Source organism: Pseudarthrobacter sp. MOO14 (assembly GCF_058267675.1).
This window is the reverse complement of sequence record NZ_CM177849.1, coordinates 1323538-1345774: the sequence shown is the minus strand read 5'-3', so window position 1 is coordinate 1345774 and position 22237 is coordinate 1323538. Positions and strand designations below refer to the sequence as shown.

The 22237-nt window shown below is 66.0% G+C and carries 18 protein-coding genes and 1 pseudogene; 7 read left to right on the top strand and 12 right to left on the bottom strand.

Features of this window, described 5'->3' with window-relative positions; translation table 11 throughout:
• Positions 1 to 105: 105 nt before the first annotated feature.
• Positions 106 to 2316 (top strand): transglycosylase domain-containing protein, encoded by a 2211-nt coding sequence (locus tag AC4EEV_RS06290; RefSeq protein WP_491330407.1) that lies wholly within the window; start codon positions 106 to 108, stop codon positions 2314 to 2316.
• Between the two features lie 114 nt (positions 2317 to 2430).
• On the opposite strand, the gene AC4EEV_RS06285 is transcribed toward AC4EEV_RS06290, so the two are convergent.
• Both AC4EEV_RS06285 and AC4EEV_RS06280 read right to left on the bottom strand, forming a co-directional pair.
• Entirely contained in the window at positions 2431 to 3918 is a 1488-nt protein-coding gene (locus AC4EEV_RS06285) for a sensor histidine kinase (protein ID WP_491330406.1), read from the bottom strand.
• The gene (locus tag AC4EEV_RS06280; protein ID WP_491330405.1) at positions 3915 to 4625 is read right to left on the bottom strand and encodes a response regulator transcription factor; all 711 of its coding nucleotides are present in this window, start codon (positions 4623 to 4625) and stop codon (positions 3915 to 3917) included. Before AC4EEV_RS06280 ends, AC4EEV_RS06285 begins: the two co-directional genes overlap by 4 nt.
• Before the next feature lie 165 nt (positions 4626 to 4790).
• Between AC4EEV_RS06280 and AC4EEV_RS06275 the strand changes: the two genes are divergently transcribed.
• Complete coding sequence (locus tag AC4EEV_RS06275) at positions 4791 to 5306, top strand: hypothetical protein (RefSeq protein ID WP_491330404.1); 516 nt, start codon at positions 4791 to 4793, stop codon at positions 5304 to 5306.
• Between the two features lie 106 nt (positions 5307 to 5412).
• Here AC4EEV_RS06275 and AC4EEV_RS06270 read toward each other — a convergent pair whose 3' ends face one another.
• On the bottom strand, positions 5413 to 5670 hold the full coding sequence (locus AC4EEV_RS06270; RefSeq protein WP_491330403.1) for a hypothetical protein: 258 nt from the start codon (positions 5668 to 5670) through the stop codon (positions 5413 to 5415).
• A gap of 277 nt (positions 5671 to 5947) precedes the next feature.
• On the opposite strand from AC4EEV_RS06270, the gene AC4EEV_RS06265 reads away from it, so the two are divergent.
• Together AC4EEV_RS06265 and AC4EEV_RS06260 are read left to right on the top strand one after the other, a co-directional pair.
• Positions 5948 to 6148 (top strand): hypothetical protein, encoded by a 201-nt coding sequence (locus tag AC4EEV_RS06265; RefSeq protein WP_491330402.1) that lies wholly within the window; start codon positions 5948 to 5950, stop codon positions 6146 to 6148.
• Positions 6149 to 6241: 93 nt separating this feature from the next.
• Positions 6242 to 6604: a DUF488 domain-containing protein gene (locus AC4EEV_RS06260; protein WP_491330401.1), complete on the top strand. Its 363-nt coding sequence runs from the start codon at positions 6242 to 6244 to the stop codon at positions 6602 to 6604.
• Between the two features lie 26 nt (positions 6605 to 6630).
• On the opposite strand, the gene AC4EEV_RS06255 is transcribed toward AC4EEV_RS06260, so the two are convergent.
• The 4 genes from AC4EEV_RS06255 to AC4EEV_RS06240 form a co-directional block, all read right to left on the bottom strand.
• Complete coding sequence (locus AC4EEV_RS06255) at positions 6631 to 8448, bottom strand: molybdopterin-dependent oxidoreductase (protein ID WP_491330400.1); 1818 nt, start codon at positions 8446 to 8448, stop codon at positions 6631 to 6633.
• A 118-nt stretch (positions 8449 to 8566) separates the two neighbouring features.
• On the bottom strand, positions 8567 to 9481 hold the full coding sequence (locus AC4EEV_RS06250; RefSeq protein WP_491330399.1) for a multidrug DMT transporter permease: 915 nt from the start codon (positions 9479 to 9481) through the stop codon (positions 8567 to 8569).
• A 46-nt stretch (positions 9482 to 9527) separates the two neighbouring features.
• Positions 9528 to 10592: a sodium:calcium antiporter gene (locus AC4EEV_RS06245; protein WP_491330398.1), complete on the bottom strand. Its 1065-nt coding sequence runs from the start codon at positions 10590 to 10592 to the stop codon at positions 9528 to 9530.
• A gap of 251 nt (positions 10593 to 10843) precedes the next feature.
• The gene (locus AC4EEV_RS06240; protein ID WP_491330397.1) at positions 10844 to 11647 is read right to left on the bottom strand and encodes a helix-turn-helix transcriptional regulator; all 804 of its coding nucleotides are present in this window, start codon (positions 11645 to 11647) and stop codon (positions 10844 to 10846) included.
• A gap of 304 nt (positions 11648 to 11951) precedes the next feature.
• On the opposite strand from AC4EEV_RS06240, the gene AC4EEV_RS06235 reads away from it, so the two are divergent.
• From AC4EEV_RS06235 to AC4EEV_RS06225, 3 genes and pseudogenes are all read left to right on the top strand, one after another.
• The gene (locus AC4EEV_RS06235; protein WP_491330396.1) at positions 11952 to 12449 is read left to right on the top strand and encodes a hypothetical protein; all 498 of its coding nucleotides are present in this window, start codon (positions 11952 to 11954) and stop codon (positions 12447 to 12449) included.
• Positions 12450 to 12939: 490 nt separating this feature from the next.
• Entirely contained in the window at positions 12940 to 13626 is a 687-nt protein-coding gene (locus AC4EEV_RS06230; RefSeq protein ID WP_491330395.1) for a peptidoglycan-binding protein, read from the top strand.
• Positions 13589 to 16098 (top strand): annotated as a pseudogene (locus AC4EEV_RS06225) (hypothetical protein). Before AC4EEV_RS06230 ends, AC4EEV_RS06225 begins: the two are co-directional and overlap by 38 nt.
• Before the next feature lie 100 nt (positions 16099 to 16198).
• Here AC4EEV_RS06225 and AC4EEV_RS06220 read toward each other — a convergent pair.
• The 5 genes from AC4EEV_RS06220 to AC4EEV_RS06200 all read right to left on the bottom strand — a co-directional run bounded on the left by AC4EEV_RS06220 (position 16199) and on the right by AC4EEV_RS06200 (position 22237).
• On the bottom strand, positions 16199 to 18652 hold the full coding sequence (locus AC4EEV_RS06220) for a hypothetical protein (protein WP_491330394.1): 2454 nt from the start codon (positions 18650 to 18652) through the stop codon (positions 16199 to 16201).
• 226 nt (positions 18653 to 18878) lie between these two features.
• Entirely contained in the window at positions 18879 to 19046 is a 168-nt protein-coding gene (locus AC4EEV_RS06215; protein WP_491330393.1) for a hypothetical protein, read from the bottom strand.
• 204 nt (positions 19047 to 19250) lie between these two features.
• Positions 19251 to 19457 (bottom strand): hypothetical protein, encoded by a 207-nt coding sequence (locus AC4EEV_RS06210; protein ID WP_018760638.1) that lies wholly within the window; start codon positions 19455 to 19457, stop codon positions 19251 to 19253.
• A gap of 189 nt (positions 19458 to 19646) precedes the next feature.
• Positions 19647 to 21752, bottom strand: a complete 2106-nt coding sequence (locus AC4EEV_RS06205) for a beta strand repeat-containing protein (protein WP_491330392.1) — start codon at positions 21750 to 21752, stop codon at positions 19647 to 19649.
• Positions 21749 to 22237, bottom strand: coding sequence for a hypothetical protein (locus AC4EEV_RS06200; RefSeq protein WP_491330391.1), 489 nt, complete (start codon positions 22235 to 22237; stop codon positions 21749 to 21751). Before AC4EEV_RS06200 ends, AC4EEV_RS06205 begins: the two co-directional genes overlap by 4 nt.

The following is a 22237-nucleotide window of genomic DNA, read 5'->3' as shown; positions in this document are numbered from 1 at the left end:
TCCGCCGAGTTCGCGGAGTAGGGTGAAAAGACGGTTGCCGGCGTGATGTGACGCGGGGACCTGGCAACCGGTGCTGTACCACCACGCGCGGAACCGGAGACCCACATGCCCAAGGAATCCCCTGCCGCGCCGCAGCCAGCCAAGCGCCGTCGCACGAACCTCCTCCTCGCCACGGGAACCACCCTGGGCTGGATCACGCTTTTCCTGGGCGTCAGCGCGCTCTGTGGCGCCCTGGTGGCGGGCCTGATGATGCCTGCGGCGGCGGTGACCGAGACGGCAGTGGCTGACGGCGCCGCTGCGCTCAAGACCGACCTGCCCAACGACGTGTTCTCGGCGCCCCCTGCCCAGATGACGCGCGTGCTTGCCGCTGACGGGTCACTGATTGCCACCCTGTTCAGTGAGAACCGGACCCGTATTTCCCTGGACCAGATGTCCCCCAACATCAAGAACGCCATCGTGGCCATTGAGGATTACCGGTTCTACCAGCACGGCGGCATCGATCCCGAGGGCATCTTCCGTGCCTTGGTCATTGACGCCGGCGGCGGCCACCAGGGGGCCTCAACGCTGACGCAGCAGTACGTCACCAACATGCTCAACGAAAACCTGATTGCCCAGGGCAAGGACGCCCAGGTGGTGCTGAACGGGCAGAAAGGCCTGGACCAGAAAGTCCAGGAGATGAAGCTCGCCATCGGCCTCGAAGAAAAGTACTCGAAGGACCAGATCCTCGCCGGGTACCTGAACGTGGTGGGTTTCAACGCGAACGCCTACGGCATCGAGGCGGCCAGCCAGTACTTCTTCTCCGTCGACGCCAAGGACCTCACGCTGCCGCAGGGGGCGCTGCTGGCCGGACTGGTCAACGGCCCCTCGCTGTATGACCCCACCGTCCATCCCGAGGCCGCGAAAGCGCGCCGTGACCTGGTGCTGGACGCCATGCTGCAGCACGGCTACATCGACCAGCAGCAGCACGACGACGCCGTGAACACATCCCTCCAGCTCAAGGTCAATCCACCCAAGCAAGGGTGCGCCTACGCCTCCCAGGCCCAGTACTTCTGCGACTACGTGCTCCACCAGATTGAAAACGACCCCGCCTACGGCGCCACGCAGGATGAACGGGACCAGAAGATCATGGCGGGCGGCCTGACCATCAAGACCACCCTGGACCCGCGGCTGCAAGGAACGGCCCAGTCCCAGGTGGACGCCACGGCCGGCGCCAATCCGGACAAATGGGGCGCATCCCTGGTCACCATCGAACCCGGTACCGGGAAGGTGCTGTCCATGGCGCAGAACTCCAGGAAGCTGCCCGACGAAGGCAGCGGGTTCGTCTCCGACTACAACTTCAACGTGGACAGCAGCGACGCCGCCGGGAACAGCCTCGGCGGTGTTGGCGGGATGCAGCCCGGTTCCACGATGAAGCCTGTCACCCTCGCTGCGTGGCTGGGGGAGGGCAAGTCCACCAACCAGGTGGTTGATGCCTCCAAGCGCCGCTACGGCATCAACTACCCGTGGAAGACAACCTGCCACCCCGTCCAGGGCTGGTTCGACAGCACCGTGCCGCAATCCTCCGACCTGCAAAACGACGAGCCCAACTGGTACCGGCCCATGACGGTCCGGGAAGGCATCTACCAGTCGATCAACACCGCAACGTTCGCGTCGCTGGCCGGGTTGAACGATTTCTGCGACGTCCAGCGTGCGGCGGACGCCATAGGGCTGCACCTGGGCAGCGGGCACGACCAAAAGATCGACCTCTCCACCCTGGGCAACATCCTGGGCAGCCAGAACGTTGCCCCCCTGACCATGGCGAACGCCTTCGCAACCTTCGCAGCCAACGGCACCTACTGCGCACCCATCTCCATCACGGAAGTGGACGACGCCCAAGGCAAGAAGATCGGCGGACAGGCACCGTCCTGCCAGCCAGGCTCCCTGAATCCGGACGTGGCCAAAGCCGTCACCAACGTCCTCCAGGACGTCCTCACCAAGGGTTCGGGCCTGCTGATTCCGCAGAAGCTGGGGGTTCCGGACGCCGCCAAGACGGGCACCAACGAGTACAACAACCAGACCTGGGTGGTGGGCTACACCAGGGGGCTGGCCACGGCTTCGTTCTTCGGCGACCCCTTCAACGGCGGGCCCAGCCGGCTGGGGCGCAACATCACCGTCAACGGAAAGTTCTATCCGGCAGTGGACGGGGCCTACATTGCCGGACCGCAATGGGCGCAGTACATGCAGGGCGTGGTGGGCCTCTTCGACCACGGGAACTTCGACGCCCCGCCGCAGAGCTTGGTCAGCGCCCCCGGCCCGCAGCCCACCAAGAGCAGGTAACGGCGGCCCCTTCCGCCGGGTGCTGAAGGTTCCCGCATGCACTGTGGTGCGCGCCGCCGTCGTACCTCCTTGCCCTGCCGCCGGGCCTGCCCTGGCGCCGGGGCCTGCACGGGCCTACGCGGCGGTTGCGCGGGGCAGCCGGATGCAGAAGCAGGCCCCCGGGTGCTCCGGGGTGGCTGGTTCCACAGTCAGCCGGAGGTTCATGCGCTGCGCCAGCCGGGAGGCGATGGACAGGCCCAGGCCGGTGCCGGTGGGGCGCTGTCCGTCGTACCGGCGCGCTAAAACACCGCGGTCAAAGGCGACGGCGGCATCCTCCGGAGTCAGGCCCGGGCCGCTGTCACGGACCAGGATGGCGACGACGCCCGGCGGGGCTGCCAGGTGGCCGTTCCCGGGTGCCGGGCCGGGCGAGGAAGCCACGCCTTCTGTCCGGGCCTGCAGGACCAGCGGTTTCCCCGCCGGGGTGACGCGCAGGGCGTTGCCGATCAGCCCATCAATGAGCTGGCGGAGCCGCTGCGCATCCGTGCTGGCCAGCAATGGTCCGGCGGGGTCCGCGGCGGGCACGTCCAGCACCAGGTCCACGCCCGCCTGCGCTGCGGCCGGGTGCCAAGCACGTTGGGCTTGTTCAAGGACGGCGGGAACGTCGACGGGCTGGATGTCCAGGGAGAAGTCGTCCGCCTCCAGCCGGGCCAGGGCCAGCAGGTCGCGGACGAAGCCGTCCAGCCGATCGGTTTCGGCGGCAAGGGTCTGCCCAACGCGCACCGTGTCCTCGGGCGGGATCAGGCCGTCCTGGAGGGCTTCGGCGTAGCCGCGCAGGGCCGTCAGCGGGGTGCGGATCTCATGCGAAACGGACAGCAGGAACTCCCGTTGCCTGCTTTCACTGGCCAGCAGCGCGTGGTCCAGCGTGTTGATGGCCTCGCCCACGGCCCGGACCTCGGTGACCCCTGCCGGGCTGAGCTGCACGGTCCGTTCGCCCCGGGCCATCCGCCGCGCCGCCGCCGCGGTCCGGACCAGCGGGCCGGAGAGCCACCGCGCCAGCAGCGTTCCCGCCAGCACCGCGATGAGCAGCCCCGCGGCCAAAGCCAGCAGCATGGGCTGGAGGAGCCGGGCGGAGGTTGCGTTGACGTCCGCCAGGGGCCGGATCAGGGCGATGCCGCCGCCCTTGGCCAGCGGCCTGGCCTCCACCAGGTACTGGACGCCGCCGCGGGTAAGGGTGCGGGAGACTTTCTGCCCCGAGAGGACCGGTTGCACCTCGTCCATACCCAGGATCCGGCCGGCCACGCCGGTGACCGTGCCGGACGGGGTGATGCTGGCGAGGTCGTAATTGTCCGGGCCCAGCAAATGGCGTTCCCGCAGGTCCAGCGCCTGGGACGCCACCGGTGCCGCGCTGAACGCATCGGCCTGCCGGGACAGTTGTTCCCGGGCCTGGGCCACGGCGGCGGAACGGATCAGCGGGAAGGCCACGCTGCCAGTGACCAGGGCCGCCAAAACCGCGACGACGGCGGTCACCAGGGTGGTGCGGCCCGCGAGGGAACGCAGCCAGGGAGCCCGCGCGCGGCGTGGCTGCTGCTCCGGCGCCGCCGTCGTACTTGTATGGGCGCTCACGATCCCTCCGCGTCCGCGGAGTAGCCCACGCCCCGCCGGGTGCGCAGCGGGTGCCCGGGACCCAGCTTTGAACGCAGCTGGGCGATGTGGACGTCCACAGTTCGTCCCGCCGAATAGTCCGCCTGCCCCCACACCGCGGAGAGCAGCTGCTCCCGGCTGAACACCCGGCCCGGGCTGGCCATCAGGTAGGCAAGCACATCGAATTCCCGCGCGGTCAGCTCCACCGGCGAGCCGTCCACTGCCGCGGTGCGGGCTTCCGGGTCCAGGGTTACCGGCCCTGCGCGGAGGACGCCCCGGCGCGGAATCCCGGCGCTGCGCCGCAGGACCGTCTTGAGCCGGGTCACCAGCTCACGGGGAGAAAACGGTTTAGTCATGTAGTCGTCCGCGCCCAGCTCCAGCCCCAGCAGCATGTCCACTTCGTCGTCGCGGGCGGTGACGAAGATGATGGGCGTCCAGTCGTTCCGCGCACGCAGACGCCGGCACACCTCGATCCCGTCGATGTCCGGCAGGCCAACGTCCAGCACCACCGCCACCGGCCGGAGGCCCCGGATCCGGTCCAGGCCCCCTTGGCCGGTAGTTTCCACGTGCACGCCGAAACCTGCCCGGCTCAGGTAGATCCGCTGCACATCGGCGATGGCGCGCTCGTCCTCAACGATCAGCACCAGGCCGCGGGACGGCGGGGCGCTGGCCGCTGTTGGTTGTTCCATATATCTATTGAACGCTGCGGCAGCTCCGGCCAGCGGCCACGGACGCGCGACTTTACGTTCCCCTTACATTCCCCGAACACCCGCCGGATGAGGGAGCGCCAGAGTAGGAGACGCACAACCTGCAGCGCCCGGAACGTCCGGGCATGAAACACCGAGGAGTACACCATGAACACCACACCCATCGCGTCCCGCAACCGCACCGCACGCTTTTGGGCGGTCCGCGGAGGCGCCGTCGCGGCCGGCGTTGTCCTGGTGGGCGGGGCCGTCTTTGGGGCCACGGCCGCGTTCGCGGACGGCCAGAGCCCGGCGCCGTCGGCCTCCCCGTCCGCCTCCCCGTCAGCAGGCTCCGGGTCCGGTTCCGGCAACGCCAAGCACGCCGCCCACCCGTTCGTCCGTTCGCTCCGCACCGAACTCCGTGTGGACATCAAGGGCGGCGACGGCTTTGGGGACAAGGCCCACGTGATCGCGTACGCCCTGATCCACCGCGCCCAGGCCTTCGGCAAGCTGCCGGCCAACCTGCAGGCGGACCTGAAGACCCTGGAAGCAGCCGCAGCCTCAGACCGTGATGCCGCAGCCGCCAAGATCAAGGACACCGCCCTCAACGGCGGCTACGGGGACAAGGTCCAGAAGGAAGCCAAGGCCATCCAGGACAAGGTCAACCAGGCGCCGGCCAAGCAATAAGCGTCCCTGACCTGCGCCGGCGCTCTCCCAACAGTCCTGCTGGGAGAGCGCGGTCAGCGCATCGTGGCCTGGCGGGTGGCGGCGTGACAAATGGGTACCTTGAGGGTTAGTGCTGACAGGTACATATCCCGCCGAAAGGGGCGCCATGGACATCGTTGAAGTGATTCTGAACGACCACCACGAACAGCGGCGCCTGTTCGCCCTGCTCGATGAGATGCATGGCTGCTACGCAACACCAGGCCGGTGCACCGGAGTGGTGGGCGGCGTTGGCCAAGGTCAATGAATCAACGGTGATCATATGGCAGAGGAAGAACGCGAAGGCTTGACCGACTCCCGGCAGCACGCGTCCCTGGAACTGCGCCACCGCCTCGGCCTGTCATTCGCCATTTTCGAATCGAAACCCGCCGCAGGCATAAAAGCCCGGACGTCAGCCCCGAAGAGTACGTCCGCGAGAACGAGTAGGGCCTGGAACAACCGTGGGGCTCGAAACCGCTCACGTGCGTCGTCAAGGAATGTGTGCGTCGCTGATCGGCCTCGCCGAGTGCGTTCCGCTCCCGGTGGCTGTCTGAGTAGTGGCCGGTGCGAAAGACAGGTAGCCGGTACCGGGGAAATCCTGACTGCGGGCTCGTGGCGTCGTCACCATGATGGATCTCATGGAGGGTGGGCACCGCCGCCGCCTGCCCAAGCGCGAGACGCTGGAGCTTGTTGGTTTCACCGCGTTGTCCGTTGCGGCCGCGGCGGTATTGTTGCCCCTGATCGGGGTGAAGACGGTAGTGGGCTCGCTGCCGTTCGTGAAGCCCGCGCCCCGGAGCGACGCCCAGGACAGTTACCTGATCACCTAGCCCAGGCCCTGCTCCGGTGCACGCAGGCACTCGGCGCGTGCCGCCGTCGTACTTTGCCGTGCCCGCAGTGGGCAATCAGCGAGGAGCCGGGGAATGTCGAGTGCAGCGGAAGTCCAGGTACGCCGGGTCTATGACGGGACCAGGGCCGACGACGGCGTACGGGTTCTGGTAGACCGCATGTGGCCGCGCGGGATGACCAAGGCCAAGGCGGCACTGGACGAGTGGTGCAAAGACGTCTCCCCGTCAACGGAGCTGCGCCAGTGGTACGGCCACGACCCCGCCAAGTTCGACGAATTTGCCAAGCGCTACAAAGCAGAGCTCAAAGACCGGGCCCGGGCGCAGGTGCTTGACCATCTGCGCGATCTCGCCAAGGGCCAACGGCTAACGTTGCTAACGGCAACCAAAGCCGCCGAAATCAGTGAGGCCCAAGTCCTGGCCGAGCTGATCGGGCGGTAGCCACCCCCGGCGCGAGGCTCCTGGCGCTAGATGGATTGGCGGTAGCCGAAGAATTCGTGGTCGTTGTTGTATCCGCCCTCGCCGCCGCCGATGTGGGAGAAGTCTTTGACGAATTCGATGCCTTTGACCCATTTGACGAGTTTGAAGCCGAGCTGGACCTCGTTGCGCAGGCGGAGCGGGGCGCCGTGTCCGTAGGTCAGCGGTGTGTTGTTCATGTCGTAGGCGAGCATGGTGAGGTGGTAGCTCATCTGTTCGATCGGCTGGGCGTCGTAGTAGATGCCGCCGTCGGATCCTTCGGCGAAGGAGTAGAAGATCACCCACTTCGCCTCGGGGTCCGGCTGGACCAGGTCGATGATGGTTTGCATGGAGACGCCGCCCCATTTGGCTACTCCGGACCAGCCCTGGATGCAGAAGTGCTGGGTGATCTGCTCGTGGTACGCCAGGCCGTGAAGCTGGGCCAGGTCGAGTTCCAACGGGTTCTTTACCAGGCCGGAGACCCGGAGGCGGTAGTCGGCGAAGCCTGTGGCCAGGAGCGCTTTGTATTCAGTGGATTCGGGATACTTGCCGTTGTGCCACATATACGGGGAAATGTCATTCTCGGTGTACCGGCCGGGTTTTGAATCGAGGTGCTCGAACAAACGTTGCGCCGGGCCAATGAGTGCAAACCCGATCCGCTGGACCATCCGGGGATGCCGGTAGGTGAGCGGGGTGACGCCCAACCAGATGACGATCATTACGGCCAGGGAGGCGGCGAAAATCCAGAACCCGTACCAGTCGCCGGAGTTGCGGCCCGCATACATGTAGTTGAAGTTCCGCAAGGCATCCGTCGCGATCACGAGGGAGACGTGCATCACGATGAACAACAGGAACCAGACAAGGACCAGGAAATGCAGGGACCGGGCAGCCTGGATGCTGAGGACCCTGCTGATCCACCGGAATTTTGTGGACAGGGCCGGGGACATGCCCAGCCCGGTGATGAACGCCAGCGGTGCAGCGATGAAGACCGTGATGAAGTAGGCCAGGACCTGGAGACTGTTGTAGGCGACCCAGCTGTTGTCGGTTGGCCAGTCCAGGGAGGCGTACTGGATGGACATCGAGAGGGCATTGGGGATGACGTCCCAACTGGTGGGCACCAGGCGGAGCCACTGACCCGTGGTGAAGATCAGTACGTAAAAGATCAGGCCGTTGAGCAGCCAGAGCGTGTCCATGCCCAGGTGCCACCACCGGGCCAGCCCGATCGAGTGCCGCCGGCCGGGCAGACCCACGCCGTTGGGGAGGGTAATGGAGTCCTGCTTTGCCGTGTACAGCGGGTCCGGGGGCACCGGTTTCTGGATCCTGAACCACGCCTTGCCCGGGGTTGAATGCCGGGTCCAGTACAGCCTGGGATGATCGGCAAGGATGGTTACCCCGGAACGGATGATGGGGATCAGGAGCAGCATGTTGAAGAAATGCTGCCACCCGACCCAGGCCGGGAACCCGGCGCGGTCTTCGGCCCCGGGCGGAACAACCAGGCCTGGATATTCCCTGATGAACTCCGCCACGCCGGGGACACCACGCAGTCCCCTCGCAACCGCAACGGCAGTGAGCAGCAAAACGAAGCCGATCGGGAGCAGCCACAGCAGGTTGAACCATTTGCTGCTTCCTATGCGCACCCGCGGCGCCACCCCGTACTGCGCAGGGACAGACCCTGCCCAGGAATCATCGACGACGGTGGTCGCTTTGGTTGAGAGTTCCTCCCGGAGGCTGGCCGGCGTTGCCCGGCCCGTGCCCGGCGTTGCCCGGCCCGTGCCCCGGACAGCAGGCCGGGAACCGTCCCGGGTGCCCTGCTCATCCTCACGCGCCACTATGTGCCTTCAGCCGTTAATTCCCGTGCCGTTTCCGGGAGGAATGATTCCTGTTCCCCAGACTACGCCTCCACGACGGACAGCGGTGCCCAGCCCTTGTTCGGGTATGGTGTGACGGTCATCGTATGACCCCTGGCTGGACCGGTTTCTTGACCGTGGCCAGCAGGAAAACGCCCGCGACGGCGGTGGCTCCGGACAGCAGGAACAGGACGATCGCCAGCGGGGGTGCTGCGTCCGCTTCGCCGAGGATGGCGATGCCGATGGCGACGGCGACGAGCGGGTCGATGACTGTCAGGCCGGCGACCACCAGTTCTGACGTTCCCCGGGTGTGGGCATTCTGGACCAGGAAGCTGCCGGCCAATGCGGCAATGAGCAGCCCCGCCAGGCAGGTCAGGGACAACCACTCGAAATCGCCCTGGAACAGCCGGGCAATGACGGTCTTGGCCAGTGCTGCGACGAACCCGAACAGGATCCCGGCGCCGGCGGTGAACACCACTGCGCCCGATCGGTGGCGCCACAGGGCGAAAGCCATGCCCACACAGGCCAGGACGACGGCGAGCACGATCAGGATGGTGACCAGGTGCCGGTCGCTGATCTCCACGTCCTCCGCCGACAACGCCGCCACGGCGACGAACACGCCCACTCCGCCAACGCAGAGGGCGACGGCGGTCAGGGCGCGGCGCCCGGGCAGCCTGCGGGTCATTCGGGCGGTAGCCAGAGTGGTGACCATCAGGGCCACCGCACCGATGGGCTGCACCACGATCAGGGGCGAGAACCGGAGGCTGGTGAGCTGGAGGAGGATTGCAGCGCCCAGCATCCCCGTCCCGGCAAGCCACACCGGCCTGCGGATCAACGCCTGCAGGCGTCCGCCGCCCATGCTCCCCGCTGCGCGCCCGGATGCGGCCGGCTGGTCTTCCACGGCCCGGTGCTGGAACAGCGTCCCCAGCGCGAGCAGCACCGCGCCGACTGCGGCGATCGGAATCCCGAGCCAGTGATAAGACGTCAGTGCCGATACGGCCGATGCCTGGATCATGGTCCGACATTACCCAAAGCGTGCACCTCCGAACGGTTGCCGGGTCTTACGATGTTGTGGCGACGGCGAACAGTCCGGCGATGCCGAGCAGGTACAGCACCAGCACCACCAGGGAGTCCACCCCCATGGCCAGCACCTTCTTTTTCGGCCGGAAGAGAAGCCCCAGCAGGTAGACGAGGGTCAGCAAAATGGCCAGCGCGGTGAGGTAGATGTCCGTCGCGTGGGCCTGGGGGAGCACCGGCTTTCCGGTGATCAGCACCGCCACCAGGAACAGCACCGGAAGGAAGGCGTTGCCGCCGAAGATGTCGCTGAACGCGAGTTTGTAGTCCCCCTGCTTCACGGACGTGAGCCCGGTGGAGATCTCCGGCAGTGAGGTTGCCAGCGCCAGGAACGTGGCACCGAACAGCACCCCGGAGAGTCCGATGTTTCCGGCGATCGCATCACCGCTGCGCTCCAGCACCACGCCGGACCCCAGCGTGGCCAGCGCCGCAATACTGAAGATCAGCACCGACTTGCCCGTGCTCAGGTGCTTGTTCTTCTCGCTGTTCTGCTTCTTGGAGTGGCCCCGTGGTTTGTCCTGGGCGCCCGGGGCATCACCCTGTTCGTGCCAGGGGAGGCCCTTTTGGGAGCGTTGGACCAGGATCAGGCCTAGGATCCAGATCACCGCGATGAGCACTGCCGCCGGCGTGAGCCGGAAGGCCACAAGGTTGCCGGGCATCTGGCTGCCCGCGATCACCACGCCCAGGACGGCGACGACGGTGACCGCCTCGATCACCAGCGTCAGGGATGCCGCGCGGTAGCTCAGCGGGTGGCCGCCTTTGGTGCCCAGGGCATCCAGGACCACCAGCACCACCGTCTGGATGGCAATGCCGCCCAGGATGTTGCCCACCGCCACGCCAATGTTGTTGGCCAGGGCTGCGGAGACGGTGATGGCGATTTCGGGCAGGTTGGTGGCGATGGCCAGCAGGATGAGGCCGCCCAGCGCGGAGCCCAGGTGCAGGCGGTCATCGAGGATGTCCGTCTGTTTGGACAGCTGGATCCCGGCCACCCAGATCACGGCCGCAGCGGCGGCAAAGATGAGCAGGAGGACTGCAAGGGGCAGTGATTCCAATCCGGGGTCCCTTCCTGGTGGGGTCGCTAAAGCGCGTGACGTATTCCCCCATGCCTGGGCCGTACCCACATTTGTGCTGGTCACCCATCTTCACGCTGCTCAAACCCACATTGACGCTCCATTGGTTAGAGTCGTCTTTCGGGCACTGTGAAAGGCGTATGAGGCCTTGGAGGGAAGCCTTACGTGCCGAATGAATTGCTGTCTCGGCTGGTGGGGAACCGGCTGTACTCGGTGGATTTCGTCCACAACGACTACGTGCAGCTGCGCTTCGACGGCGCTTTGGCCGGGATCTCAGGTGTTGGTGCCAGGATGCCCAACAGACGTGCTTTTTGGACTGCCATGAGCCGGTCACGCACGTCCAGTTTGCGGTAAACATGCTCAAGGTGTTTGGTTGCAGTGCGTGGCGATATGGTGAGCCGCCTGGCGAGTGCTTCTGCCGTTAGACCCTCACTCAGGAGCGTGAGGATTGTCAGCTCACGACCCGTCAAATCATGTGCTGAGCTCTTCGGGACCAGGTTGGCCTGAGTCGCTGCAACACTCAGCTGGAGGGACAGCCCGGTGAGCACGGGTTGCAGCAGTCCGGCCAGCGCCATCTCCTGTTCAGTGAAGTCACTGTCAGGCCGGGAGACAAGGTAGGCGTTATGGTCGGGGCCACCGAGTCGCAGCGGTATGGAGAGCTGATGGTTAACGCCCCAGGGGCGGGACAAGTCTTCCCAAACCCCTTTCTGGTGGTCGCTGGCCAACGCGGCGGGGACCCGGCCGTAGGACTGCGGCGCGGTCTGCCCGGTGAACACAAACCAGCGAAGCAGCGGTTGTTGCCTGAAGTCGTAACCGCCTGGAGGATCGTTCGGAATGTAGTCGAGCGGCCAACAGGAAAGGATATGGTTCTCCCACTCCGGGCTCACGTGGTTCCGCGATGCAAACGAACCGTTGAACGACTCGGCCATGAGCTTAAGAAGCTGTGCCTCGTAATGCGTGGACGCGGCCGGTGGCCCCTGAAGGACGTCCCCCAAGAACTCCAGCCACAATTTGTAAAGCGCGTCATTGCGAACCACGCGAGAATCTTAGATCCAGGCGGCGCTCAACAACAGCCGCGATACTACCCATTTAAGCCCCTGTTTGGTGTTCCTTCCAGTACGTAGAACTGCTTAGGGAAACAGCCCGCAAACTTTTCTAAGCTGGACATAGCGGGCACAGAAACTTACCTCACTGTCCTGCATTTATTGAACTGGAGCCGCCTGCATCCCAGGGAGGCGGCGATCTAGGTCCGGTCGCACGGCTTGCCCGGAAGCGTGCAGGCACACTCCATTTCCGGGAACACGCATCGCACCAGCACCCAATTTTGAATAGAGAAGAATCATGAAAAATGGAGCCAAGCCCTTTGCGCTCGTTGCGCTGCTGACGGCCACCGCGGTTGCCACGGCCCAACCAGCCCGCGCAGACGATTCCCTCATCCTGCCTGCAGGTTTGGGCTGTGCAAACTTTGACCTGCAACTCCAGAGCTCCGGAGGTAACTTGCAGACAAAAGACTTCTACGACAGGGACGGAAGCAAGGTCCGTACCATTACGGCGGGAAAGGGCGTCCTGCTCACCTATACAAACCTGGCAAACCGGCGATCCATTTCTTTCAACACGAGCGGCTCGGTATCGAAGACCGCGTACAACGCTGACGGTTCCTTAACCGTCAGCGCAAGTGGCCATAACGGATTGATTCTCTTCCCCACCGACGTTCCGGCTGGCCCAACCACCACCCAGTACATCGGGACCATCGTTTACACGGTCGATCCCGCCACTGGCGTGTTCACGTTGACCAGCACCTCAGGGCAAGCCGTGGACGTCTGCGCTGTGCTGGGCTAGCAAGGCCGCAGGACGCCACACGGCAGTCACCGGGCCAGCGCAACAAGGTCGCGGCGAAGTGCTTCAATAGCCGGCATTTCCCGCCACTCTCTTGGGCTGGCCACCCATTACAGTTCATGCCGTACTTGGAGACAGCCATGATCGCACAACACAACTTAGTCATCGCCGCCCTTTTCCCTGCGCTCTTCCTCACCGGAGGAGGAACTGCCAATTCATCCGATTCCGGGGACAATCCACTGACTACATACGTGGACTGCCCGCTGGAAAGGATCGGGTCCCAGCTCGTGCGCTGCGACAATCTCACAGGCACTGGAGCGGAAGCACCTGCCTGGATCCCCGAACAGAAGTAGGCCACGAAGCCGCTGAGGCCGGCCCCCGCCGCCGGGACCCTGTCAGTGCTTCGCAAAACTGCTAATCATGCTTACTATTGTGGGGCGCGGGCTGCCCGCTGGGGGCAGAGCACCCGCGCCGCACCGGAGGTCTCTCAAGCATGGACAACGAACTGCGTCCCCTCACCGATGATGAACTGATGTCTGAGCGGGCCACCGCCCTGCCGGACAAGGAAGTGGCATCCGTCCTGGACCTGAACGCGGACCTGGACCTGGGCATTAACGCTGCGGCTCCCATCGACCTGGCCGTAGCCGCCAACGCGAACGTGGCGGCCCCCATCGACGCGGCAGCCTCGGCCAACATTCTCTCCTTCGGCTCTGACGCGCAGGCGCTCTCGAACCAGGACGCCGCGATTGACCAGGGCATCGTGGCCGACGCCAATGCCGACTCCGCCCAGGACAGCGTGATCGGCCAGGGCGACGGCACCACCGACACGGGCACAGGCACCACCGATGCTGGCACCACCGGAACCACGGATGGGACCACCGGAACAGCTCCTGCCCCCACAAGCACCGGTGGCGTCACCGACGCAGCGGGCGCGCTGAACGGCAACCTGCTGAACGTGGACGTGAACCTGGACGCCGACGCCGCCATCGCCGCCCCCATCAACGGTGCCGTGGCCGCGAACGCCAACGTCGCCGCCCCCATCGATGCGGCCGTTGCCGCGAACATCGGTTCCATCGACAGCCAGGCGTACGCCATCTCGGACCAGAGCGCCACCATTTCGCAGCACATCGACGGCGAGGCCAATGCCACCGCCGGCCAGACGTCCAACCTGCAGCAGTAAGCCAAGATGACCCAAACCCACGGCGGCCCGCCTCCCGAGGCGGGCCCGCCGTCGTCACGCGTTTCCCTCGCCCAGGAACCGCCGGGCCAAGGACGTACGACGGCGGGAGCCCACCTTCCGGCCCTGGCCGACGGCGTGCAGCTGCTTGGCACGGCTGAGGGCTCCGGCTACCGTGAGCCGCCCGCCCTGGTGCGCCGCGGCGACGGCCAGACCCTCCAGCTCACCCGGCTGCTGTACCTGGTGCTGGAAGCGGCGGACGGGAACCGGGACCTCGACGGAATCGCCCGGCACGCCAGCGAGGGATCCGGGCGGCTGGTCAGCGCGGAGAACGTCCGCACCCTGATGGATTCGCAGCTGCTCCCGATGGGCCTGCTCCGGCTTGCCGACGGCAGCCAGCCCGAGGTCAAGAAGTCCAACCCGCTGCTGGGCCTGCGGTTCCGCTACATCGTGACGGATCCCGAACGGACCCGCAGGATCACCGCGCCGTTCGCTGTCCTGTTCAACCCGCTGATCGTGGTGGCCGTGACCGCGGCGTTCCTGGCGGCCTGCTGGTGGGTGCTCATGGTCAAGGGCCTGGGCTCGGCCACCCACGAGGCGTTTGCCCAGCCCGCCCTCCTGTTGCTGATCCTCGCCGTCACCATCCTCTCTGCCGGCTTCCACGAATTCGGCCACGCCGCCGCCACCCGCAAGGGCGGCGCAACCCCCGGAGCCATGGGGGCCGGGCTGTATCTCTTGTGGCCGGCATTCTTCACCGACGTCACCGACTCCTACCGGCTGGGCCGCGGCGGCAGGATCCGCACCGACCTCGGTGGCCTGTACTTCAACGCGATCGTGGCGGTGGCCATCATGGGGCTGTGGTGGGCCACCGGCTTCGACGCGCTGCTGCTGGTGGTGGTTACCCAGATCCTGCAGATGGTCCGCCAGCTGATCCCGCTGGTGAAGTACGACGGGTACCATATCCTGGCCGACGCCACGGGTGTGCCTGACCTCTTCCAACGGATCAAACCCACCCTCCTGGGGATCCTGCCGTGGCGGTGGGGGAACCCGGAAAGCAAGGTGCTCAAGCCCTGGGCACGCGCCGTCGTCACCGCCTGGGTCCTGGTCACCGTGCCTGTACTGCTCTTCAGCATGGTGATGATGGTGCTGTCCCTGCCCAGGCTGCTGGCCACGGGCTGGGCCAGCGCGGGGAAGCAGCAGGAACAGCTCGCTGCCAGCCTGTCCGCCGGTGACTTCGCGGGCGTGGCGGTGCGGGCGCTGGCCATGGTGGTGGTGGCGGTGCCGGTGCTGGGCGTCCTGTACATCGTGGTGCGGCTGCTGCGGCAGCTGGTGACGGGGCTGTGGCAGAAGACCCGCGGCAAGCTGGTCCAGCGGACCATCGCCATGGGTGCCGTGGCCGTCCTGCTCGCCGGGCTGGCGTGGGCGTGGTGGCCCGACGGCGGGACGTACCGTCCGGTCCAGGCGTACGAACGCGGGACGCTCGGTGATGCCACCCGGGCCATCCTTCCCGTCCGCGACAGTGGGGCGTTGCGGCAGGGCAGTGCCGGACGGACCCTTGCGTTGTGGCCTGCTGGAGCCGCCAAGCCCACCCGGGACAACCCGCAGCTGAGCATGGTCTTGGTGCCCGTTGGCGGATCCCCGGCGGGTGCAACGTCCGGCACTGCGTCCGGCGGTGCCTCGCCCGCATCCGCTCCGTCCTGGGTGTTCCCGTTCGACCGGCCAGCCGCGCCGGCCGCCGACGGAAACCAGGCGCTCGCCGTCAACACCACCGACGGCTCCGTGGCTTACAGCGTGGCGTTCGCGCTCGTATGGGCCGAGGACGGCGAGCCTGTGACCAGCACCAACGAGGCCTACGCTTTCGCCAACTGCACCGGGTGCGCGGCCGTGGCCGTGGGTTTCCAGGTGGTGCTGGTGGTGGGGCAGGCCGATGTCATCGTGCCGCAGAACCTCTCCGCGGCCGCCAACTACAACTGCCTGGACTGCCTGACCTATGCGCTGGCCAGCCAGCTTGTCCTCACGCTCGACGGTCCGCTGGATGCGGCCGCCAAGCAGCAGCTCGAGGCATTGTGGGCGCAGATCGCCGACTACGGGAGGCACATCCAGGACGTGCCGCTCTCCGAGATCCAAGCCACGCTGTCCGGATACAAAGACCAGATCACGTCCATCGTCAAGGGCAATTCCGTGGCCGGAGGGACCTCGGTGGCAACGTCCCCGGCGTCCGCGGGCCCCAGCGGCGTTCCCTCCACGGGGCCCACCGCCCCGGCGGTGGACAGCCCTGCTGCGGTTCCCGCGACAGCACCCGCCGGTACCGCCGCACCTGCGCCGGCAGGGACCGGGGCGGCCACGGCACCGGCGGCCCAGTACGTGGAAGGCGGGCAGCCGACGTCGGCCGTTACGGGTGCGACGCCGGCACCCACCAATGACGCCGGGTACGGTGCCACGCCTGTTCCGGCGCCCACTTCCAGCGCCGGCTGACACCGGACCGGTTGCGCCGTTGAGCCCGGCACCCTTGTGAAAAGGGTGCCGGGCTCAATGGTTTTCCTGTTGGGTTACCGTGCGTCCGGGTCAGCCGGCCCTACTGCGTGGCCCCGGCGATGAAGTAGCCCGAGATATCGGCGATCAGGTCCGTGGTGCCGGGCGAGTTGTTCTGCAGGGCGATCTTGTTATCGGCACCGACGGGGACGGTGACGTTGTTAGGGATGGTCTGCCCGGCGCTGAAGTTCACGTTGGACGTCACCGGGACTGGAGTTCCGGACGCCCAGGCAATGATGTGTCCGTAGGACTGTGGACGGGTCACCGTGAGGTTGAAGACAATCGCCGAAACTTTCGCAGGCACTCCGGCAACTCCCGAGGCTTGGAAGGAAACCGGGGAGAACGAGCCCGCCGGGGCGGTGTTGCGGGTGTCCAGGAGCCGGGTGGGGGCAACGGGGACGAACGCGCCCGGGACTGTCGGGGTTCCGGCGATGTAGTAGCCGGCGATGTCGGCGATCAGGTCCGTGGTGCCGGGTGAGTTGTTCTGCAGGGTGATCTTGCCGTCGGCCCCGACGGGGACGGTGACGTTGTTCGGGATGGTGTCTCCGGCGTTGAAGTTTTCGTTGGAGGTGACCGGGACGGGGGTGCCGGAGGCATAGGCGATGATGTGGCCATAAGACGTCGGCCGGGTCACGGTGAGGTTGAAGACCACCGCCGAGACTTTTGCGGGTACCCCCGCCACGCCAGCGGCCTGGAACGATACCGAGGAGAACGAGCCCACCGGTGCGGTGCTGCGGGTGTCCAGGAGCCGGGTGGGGGCAACGGGGACGAACGCGCCCGGAACTGTCGGACTTCCAGCGATGTAGTAGCCGGCGATGTCGGCGATCAGGTCCGTGGTGCCGGGCGAATTGTTCTGCAGGGTGACCTTGCCGTCGGCCCCCACGGGGACGGTGACGTTGTTCGGAATGGTGTCTCCGGCGTTGAAGTTTTCGTTGGAGGTGACCGGGACCGGGGTGCCGGAGGCGTACGCGATGATGTGCCCGAACGACGTCGGCCGGGTCACGGTGAGGTTGAAGACCACCGCCGAGACTTTTGCGGGTACCCCTGCCACACCAGCGGCCTGGAACGATACCGAGGAGAACGAGCCCACAGGTGCGGTGTTGCGCGTGTCCAGGAGCCGGGCGGGGGCAACGGGGACGAACGCGCCGGGGACAGTGGGGGCAGGAGCAACGGTGAGTGGCCTGTCGGCGAACCAGTAACGTTTGGCCACGTCATCGCTGGCCAGGATTACCAGGCCTGATGCACTGGTGACCGGCTGCTTGCTCGTAGTCACGTTGTTCATGTTGGGGGACGTAGGGTCTTGGATAACGGGAGTACCGCGGCCTGCCCCGAACACTGGATTGTCCATGGACGCGGTCTTTTCGTAAATGCTGCCCGCTTCCCCTGTGAAGGAGCATCCGCTGACGGAGGCGGCCGGTGCTGTTTGAAAGACATGCACGAGGTTGTTTTCCGGATCCAGCACCACTTGCGGGCGCGTCACGCAATCGCCCAGGGTGGCAATGGTGGTCTGCGTGAAGGCCCCGGTGCCCGGCTTGAAGACGAGCATCAGGAGTTGTGGAAGCTTGGGATCGGACGAAACCTGGTCGAGGCTGGTCTTCACTGCCGCGAACACGCGCCCGGTCGAGTCTGCCTGCAGTGACTTCAGGTTCAGGTGGTCATCGGCCAGGCCGTTGCCCTTGACGGCCGACTGCACCTTCCATGAAGACGACGCTGCCGGAGCAGTTCCGTCGGTACGCGTAGCCCACCAGACGGACCCGGTGAGCTGATCGGTCCACATCACCCCGATCTTCTTGTTCCCGAAAGCGACCACCGAGGAAATGTCATCGGCTGCCGGGTGCGGGTTGGCCACGGGCAACACAAACGGCGTGGACCAGCTGGTTCCCCCGGGAGCTGAGTTGTTGACGTACACCGTGCTGGTGAAACCGTTGGTTGGATCACCCGCCACCTCCGTCCAGGTGGCCCACATGGTGCCCGTGCTGTCCTGGTCGATCGTCATGGACTCGCTGCTGTTGGGAGCGATGACTGTCGGGAACCCGCTGTCCAGCGTGTACTTGCCGCCGGCGTAGCTGTACCGGTAGAGGTAGGCAGGCTTATTGGGAACCGAGGCCTGCGGTACCGCCTCGGTGGACACCGTTACGACGTGGGAGGCAATGTACAAGTGGGTGCCGTCCCACAGGGTATCCGCGAGGGTATTGGGTCGGCTGTCATTCAGCAGGCCGGTGTCCACCCAGGTCTCGGTCCCGCGGTCCAGGCGGTAGATGTGCCAGCCGCTGCCGGTGGTCCACATGTCGGCCCACCAGGAACCGTCATTCCACCACAGCTTGCTCTGGGGCTTGTCCGCGGTGGGAGGATTCACGGCACCCGCATAGTTGATGCTCGGATTCCCGTAGGTACCGTCCGCCGCCGCATTGGCTGGAGAGGCCAGCACCGTAGCGGTAAGGACGGCGGCCAGGGCCAGTAACTGGGCCAGCCAACTAACAGAACGCTTAATCTTCATCACAGCTCTCCCGCGCTTGATCGGATTACCCCAAAGCCGGCCACGTCAGTGTGGGCCGGCAGCAGTTCTTATCCGGTCGCGTTCCGGGCACAAACCCCAGCGTTTATCAGCACACAGGTCGTGGCCGGTCTGCCGAGCCTATGGGCAGGATCCCTGGGCCGTCATGAGTAGTAAGTACTCGATGTTTTGTGGCGGGTACTCTGTGCTGACCGGCAGAATTGGCCAATCAGTACCTGTTTCCTTTGGCGTTGCTCTGCCGGAGGCGTCCCTGGTCCGGTCCTTTGCGGCGTCGAGAAGCAGCGCGCCCGCTGTTAGCCGGACGCGCTGCTTCGCCTCCGCCGATGGCTGCTGCGAGGGCGAGGCTGGCGATCGCTGACTTTACGGTGGTCTTCATGTGGGGCTCCTTCTGGGTTGGCCCTCCGCTGGAGGGGGATGACTCAAGCATCCGGGCCCCGGCTGTTCCCGATGTAGGGCTCCGCTGTGCAACCGCTGTGGAGATTCTCGGGCCGCTGAACGTTGGTGTTTGTGCCCCTGACCAGCAGGAAGCCCCTGGCATGTGTGCGCCAAGGGCTTCCTTCGGATTCTGTGCCTGTGCCCGCTACTCCGCGAGCTTGGAGACGGCCTGGGCCCAGAGGAAGAACTTGTTGGTCCCCAAGTCCTTGACGGTCTTGATGTTCAGCGCCTCTTTGAGCTTTTGGGCGTCGCCCTCGGAAAGGCCCTTCAGTGCTTCGACTGGCGCCGCAGCCAAGTCGTCGATGCCTTTGTCGAGGTATTCCTTGTCGAACTTCGCATTGATTCCAGCCATACTGTCCTCCTGGTGTTCGGGGTCCTGACTGTGCTGTGGGGCACAACCGCCATTGAACCACTGTGTTTATCAATACGCACGGGCTAACAAGTATTGGCGTAGCGGCACCGGAAGTGACCGGCACTCCACATATCTCGAAACACGCAACGGCTCCCCGGCGACGAATAGACGGGGAGCCGCTGCCCGGGTCTAGAAACGAGATGTTGCCGTGAGTGCGAATGAACCGAGCGGGTTGCCCGCCGGGTCGGCAAAGCCGGTCCCGGGGGTGTAGGTGGGAGCGTCCGGGGTGGTGGTGGTCCCGGAGGTCCCTCCGCCGGACTTGCCCAGTTTGATGGTGAGGATGCTGGACCCGTCCCAGGTTACGGAGCTCATGTTGCTCGCGTTGCCATTGCCGCTGAAGCTGAGGGCGCCGGCTGACGCGTACTTGGCGTTGGATCCCAGGGCAATCGAGCCCAGGTTCAAGGTGCAACTTGTACTGGTCACCGTCAGTAGGTTGGCAGTGCTGATGTTCACGGTGACGTTGTTGTTGCCGCTCAGAGTCTGAGTTCCGCTGTTGGTCCAGCTGGAGCAGATCTTCGTTGCGTCGATCTGTTCGGAGAACTGGATTGTCAGCGAGTCCCCTTGTTCCACCTTGCCCAACGTGCCCCCGCTGTTCACCAGCGTGACCGCGGTAACCGTCGGAGCCACCATGTCCTTCGCGGTAATGCCGGAAGCAGTGGCCGTCCCGGGGTTTCCTGCAGCATCAGTTGCTGCCGCCGTGTAAGTCAGGGTGCCGTCGGTCAGGGTGGACAGGTCCATGGTGGTGGACCAGGCCGTCCCGGTGGCTGTGACCTGCTTGGTGACACTTTGCGAGACTCCGTTCCTGACCGTCACGTTCACGACCGTCCCCGCCTCGGTGGTTCCGCTGACCGGGACCGCCGCCACGTTGCTGCTGAGGTTCACGAACATCGGCGCCGTGATGGTCAGGACGGGTGCCACGGTGTCCTTCGTGTCCGTCGCAGTGGCAGGGGCGCTGGTGTTGCCCGCGGAGTCCGTCACGGTGACCGTGTACGTCACCGTTCCGTCCCTCAGGGACGTGAGGTTGAGATTCACCGCCCAGCCTGAAGCGGTGGCAGTCGCCGTGCCGGTAACCGCCGCGGCTGAACCCGGGCTCATCGCCGAAACGGTCACCACCGCGCCGGTTTCAGCGGTGCCGGCGACGGGAACCGAACCAACCCCGGCACTGTTCACGTATTGCGGCACGCTCGAGAACTGCGCTGCGGCCGGAGCCACCGTGTCCTTAGTGCAAGTAGCCGTCTTGGCCGGGCTGGTATTGCCCGCGGCGTCCGTGGCCGTGGCCGAGTAGGTGACTGCGCCTTGGTTCAGGCTGGTCAAGTCCAGGGATGCAGACCAGGTACCCGTCCCCGATGCCGTCACCGTGGCCGAAATGGAATGCGCGGAACCCGGATCGCTGGCAACAAGCGTCACCTTGGACCCCGCCTCAGCGGTGCCTGTCAGCGGCACCGCTCCAACGTTGCCGGCATTCACGTACGCCGGAGGGGTGAACGCCGGCGCGGCTGGTGCCTGGGTGTCGATCCGCACTGTCTGGCTCTGCGCGGACCCTGCATTGCCCACCTTGTCCGTGGCGAAGTATGTGAGCGTGTGGGTCCCGTCGCCGCTGACGGGGACATTGGCCACAGCGCCGCTGACCGTCTGCTGCGCGCCGCCGTCGAGCCCGTAGGAAATGGAGGCGACGCCGGACCCGGCGGCCCCGTCATCTGCCGTGACCGTCACGCTGACGGGGCTTGTGTTGTTCCATCCGGCCGCGTTGGGCGTGGGCGAGATCCCGGAAACGGTGGCCACCGGTGCGGTGGAGTCACTGCTGGTGCCGTTGCTCCTCGGGCTCTCGGCGCCGGTCCACAGGGCAATCGCAGGCGTCACCGTGTAGTACCAGATGCCGCCGGGCACAGACAGTTCCGTGCAGGTAAGCGTGGTGACGGTCCCGGCACAGCCGCCCGTGGCAGGGGTAGCCGTGCCGCCGGTGGCCGCCGAATAGCGTGCAACGGTGTAGCCGGTGGCGGCCCGACCGTTCACAGTGGTGCCGCCGGCCCAGGTGACCGTTAATGCGGAGCCGGCGGCGGTGACCGCGGGCTTCGATCCTGGTGAGAGCGTGTCTGCCGTGGCGGCCGCGTTGCTGCTGCTGGTGCTGGAGGCCCAAAATGCGTAAGCGGCGGTGCCCGTTCCCAGCAGGAGCAGCAGGGCCGTGACGATCCAGGGCAGCCGGCGGGACGGGCGGCCGAGCAGAAGGAAACTCATTTCCGCACCTCCGCCGTCACGGGGACCTTGAAGGTTGCGCCCTGGCAGGCGGCGAGGGAAGTGGTGTCCATGGTGGCCGCTCCGGGGAGGGTGATGAGTGCTGACGAGTTCGCGGCAACGTACGTTGCGGGAGTGAGCGGCGCGGCACCCGCGAAGCGGACACCGGTGGTGGTGCAGCCCGGATGCGCGGCATCAGCGGCGGCGGGGCCGTTCGCAGTGACGCCGTAAACCTGCACCGAATACGGGTTGGGATTGGTCAGGCGGAGCACGACGTCGGCGCTGCCGCCCGGGATGAGGGCCGTCTTCGGGTTGTCGCCGGCCACCAGGGCGTCGACTGTGACTGCCTGCATGGTGCCGGCCGCGGCGGACCCGGAGCCTCCGCCTGCCGCGGACCAGTAGGCGTAGGCGGTACCGGCGCCGGCAGTGGCCAGGAGCCCGGCGAGGGCCGCGGCCTTGATGCCGCGACGACTGTGGATGCTGGTCAT

Excerpts from the sequence above, each read along its gene's own strand:
- AC4EEV_RS06290 (WP_491330407.1), top strand. The coding sequence starts at position 106 with ATGCCCAAGGAATCCCCTGCCGCGCCGCAGCCAGCCAAGCGCCGTCGC.
- AC4EEV_RS06280 (WP_491330405.1), bottom strand. The coding sequence starts at position 4,625 with ATGGAACAACCAACAGCGGCCAGCGCCCCGCCGTCCCGCGGCCTGGTG.
- AC4EEV_RS06275 (WP_491330404.1), top strand. The coding sequence starts at position 4,791 with ATGAACACCACACCCATCGCGTCCCGCAACCGCACCGCACGCTTTTGG.
- AC4EEV_RS06265 (WP_491330402.1), top strand. The coding sequence starts at position 5,948 with ATGATGGATCTCATGGAGGGTGGGCACCGCCGCCGCCTGCCCAAGCGC.
- AC4EEV_RS06260 (WP_491330401.1), top strand. The coding sequence starts at position 6,242 with ATGTCGAGTGCAGCGGAAGTCCAGGTACGCCGGGTCTATGACGGGACC.
- AC4EEV_RS06250 (WP_491330399.1), bottom strand. The coding sequence starts at position 9,481 with ATGATCCAGGCATCGGCCGTATCGGCACTGACGTCTTATCACTGGCTC.
- AC4EEV_RS06235 (WP_491330396.1), top strand. The coding sequence starts at position 11,952 with ATGAAAAATGGAGCCAAGCCCTTTGCGCTCGTTGCGCTGCTGACGGCC.
- AC4EEV_RS06230 (WP_491330395.1), top strand. The coding sequence starts at position 12,940 with ATGGACAACGAACTGCGTCCCCTCACCGATGATGAACTGATGTCTGAG.
- AC4EEV_RS06220 (WP_491330394.1), bottom strand. The coding sequence starts at position 18,652 with ATGAAGATTAAGCGTTCTGTTAGTTGGCTGGCCCAGTTACTGGCCCTG.
- AC4EEV_RS06215 (WP_491330393.1), bottom strand. The coding sequence starts at position 19,046 with ATGAAGACCACCGTAAAGTCAGCGATCGCCAGCCTCGCCCTCGCAGCA.
- AC4EEV_RS06210 (WP_018760638.1), bottom strand. The coding sequence starts at position 19,457 with ATGGCTGGAATCAATGCGAAGTTCGACAAGGAATACCTCGACAAAGGC.
- AC4EEV_RS06205 (WP_491330392.1), bottom strand. The coding sequence starts at position 21,752 with ATGAGTTTCCTTCTGCTCGGCCGCCCGTCCCGCCGGCTGCCCTGGATC.
- AC4EEV_RS06200 (WP_491330391.1), bottom strand. The coding sequence starts at position 22,237 with ATGACCAGCATCCACAGTCGTCGCGGCATCAAGGCCGCGGCCCTCGCC.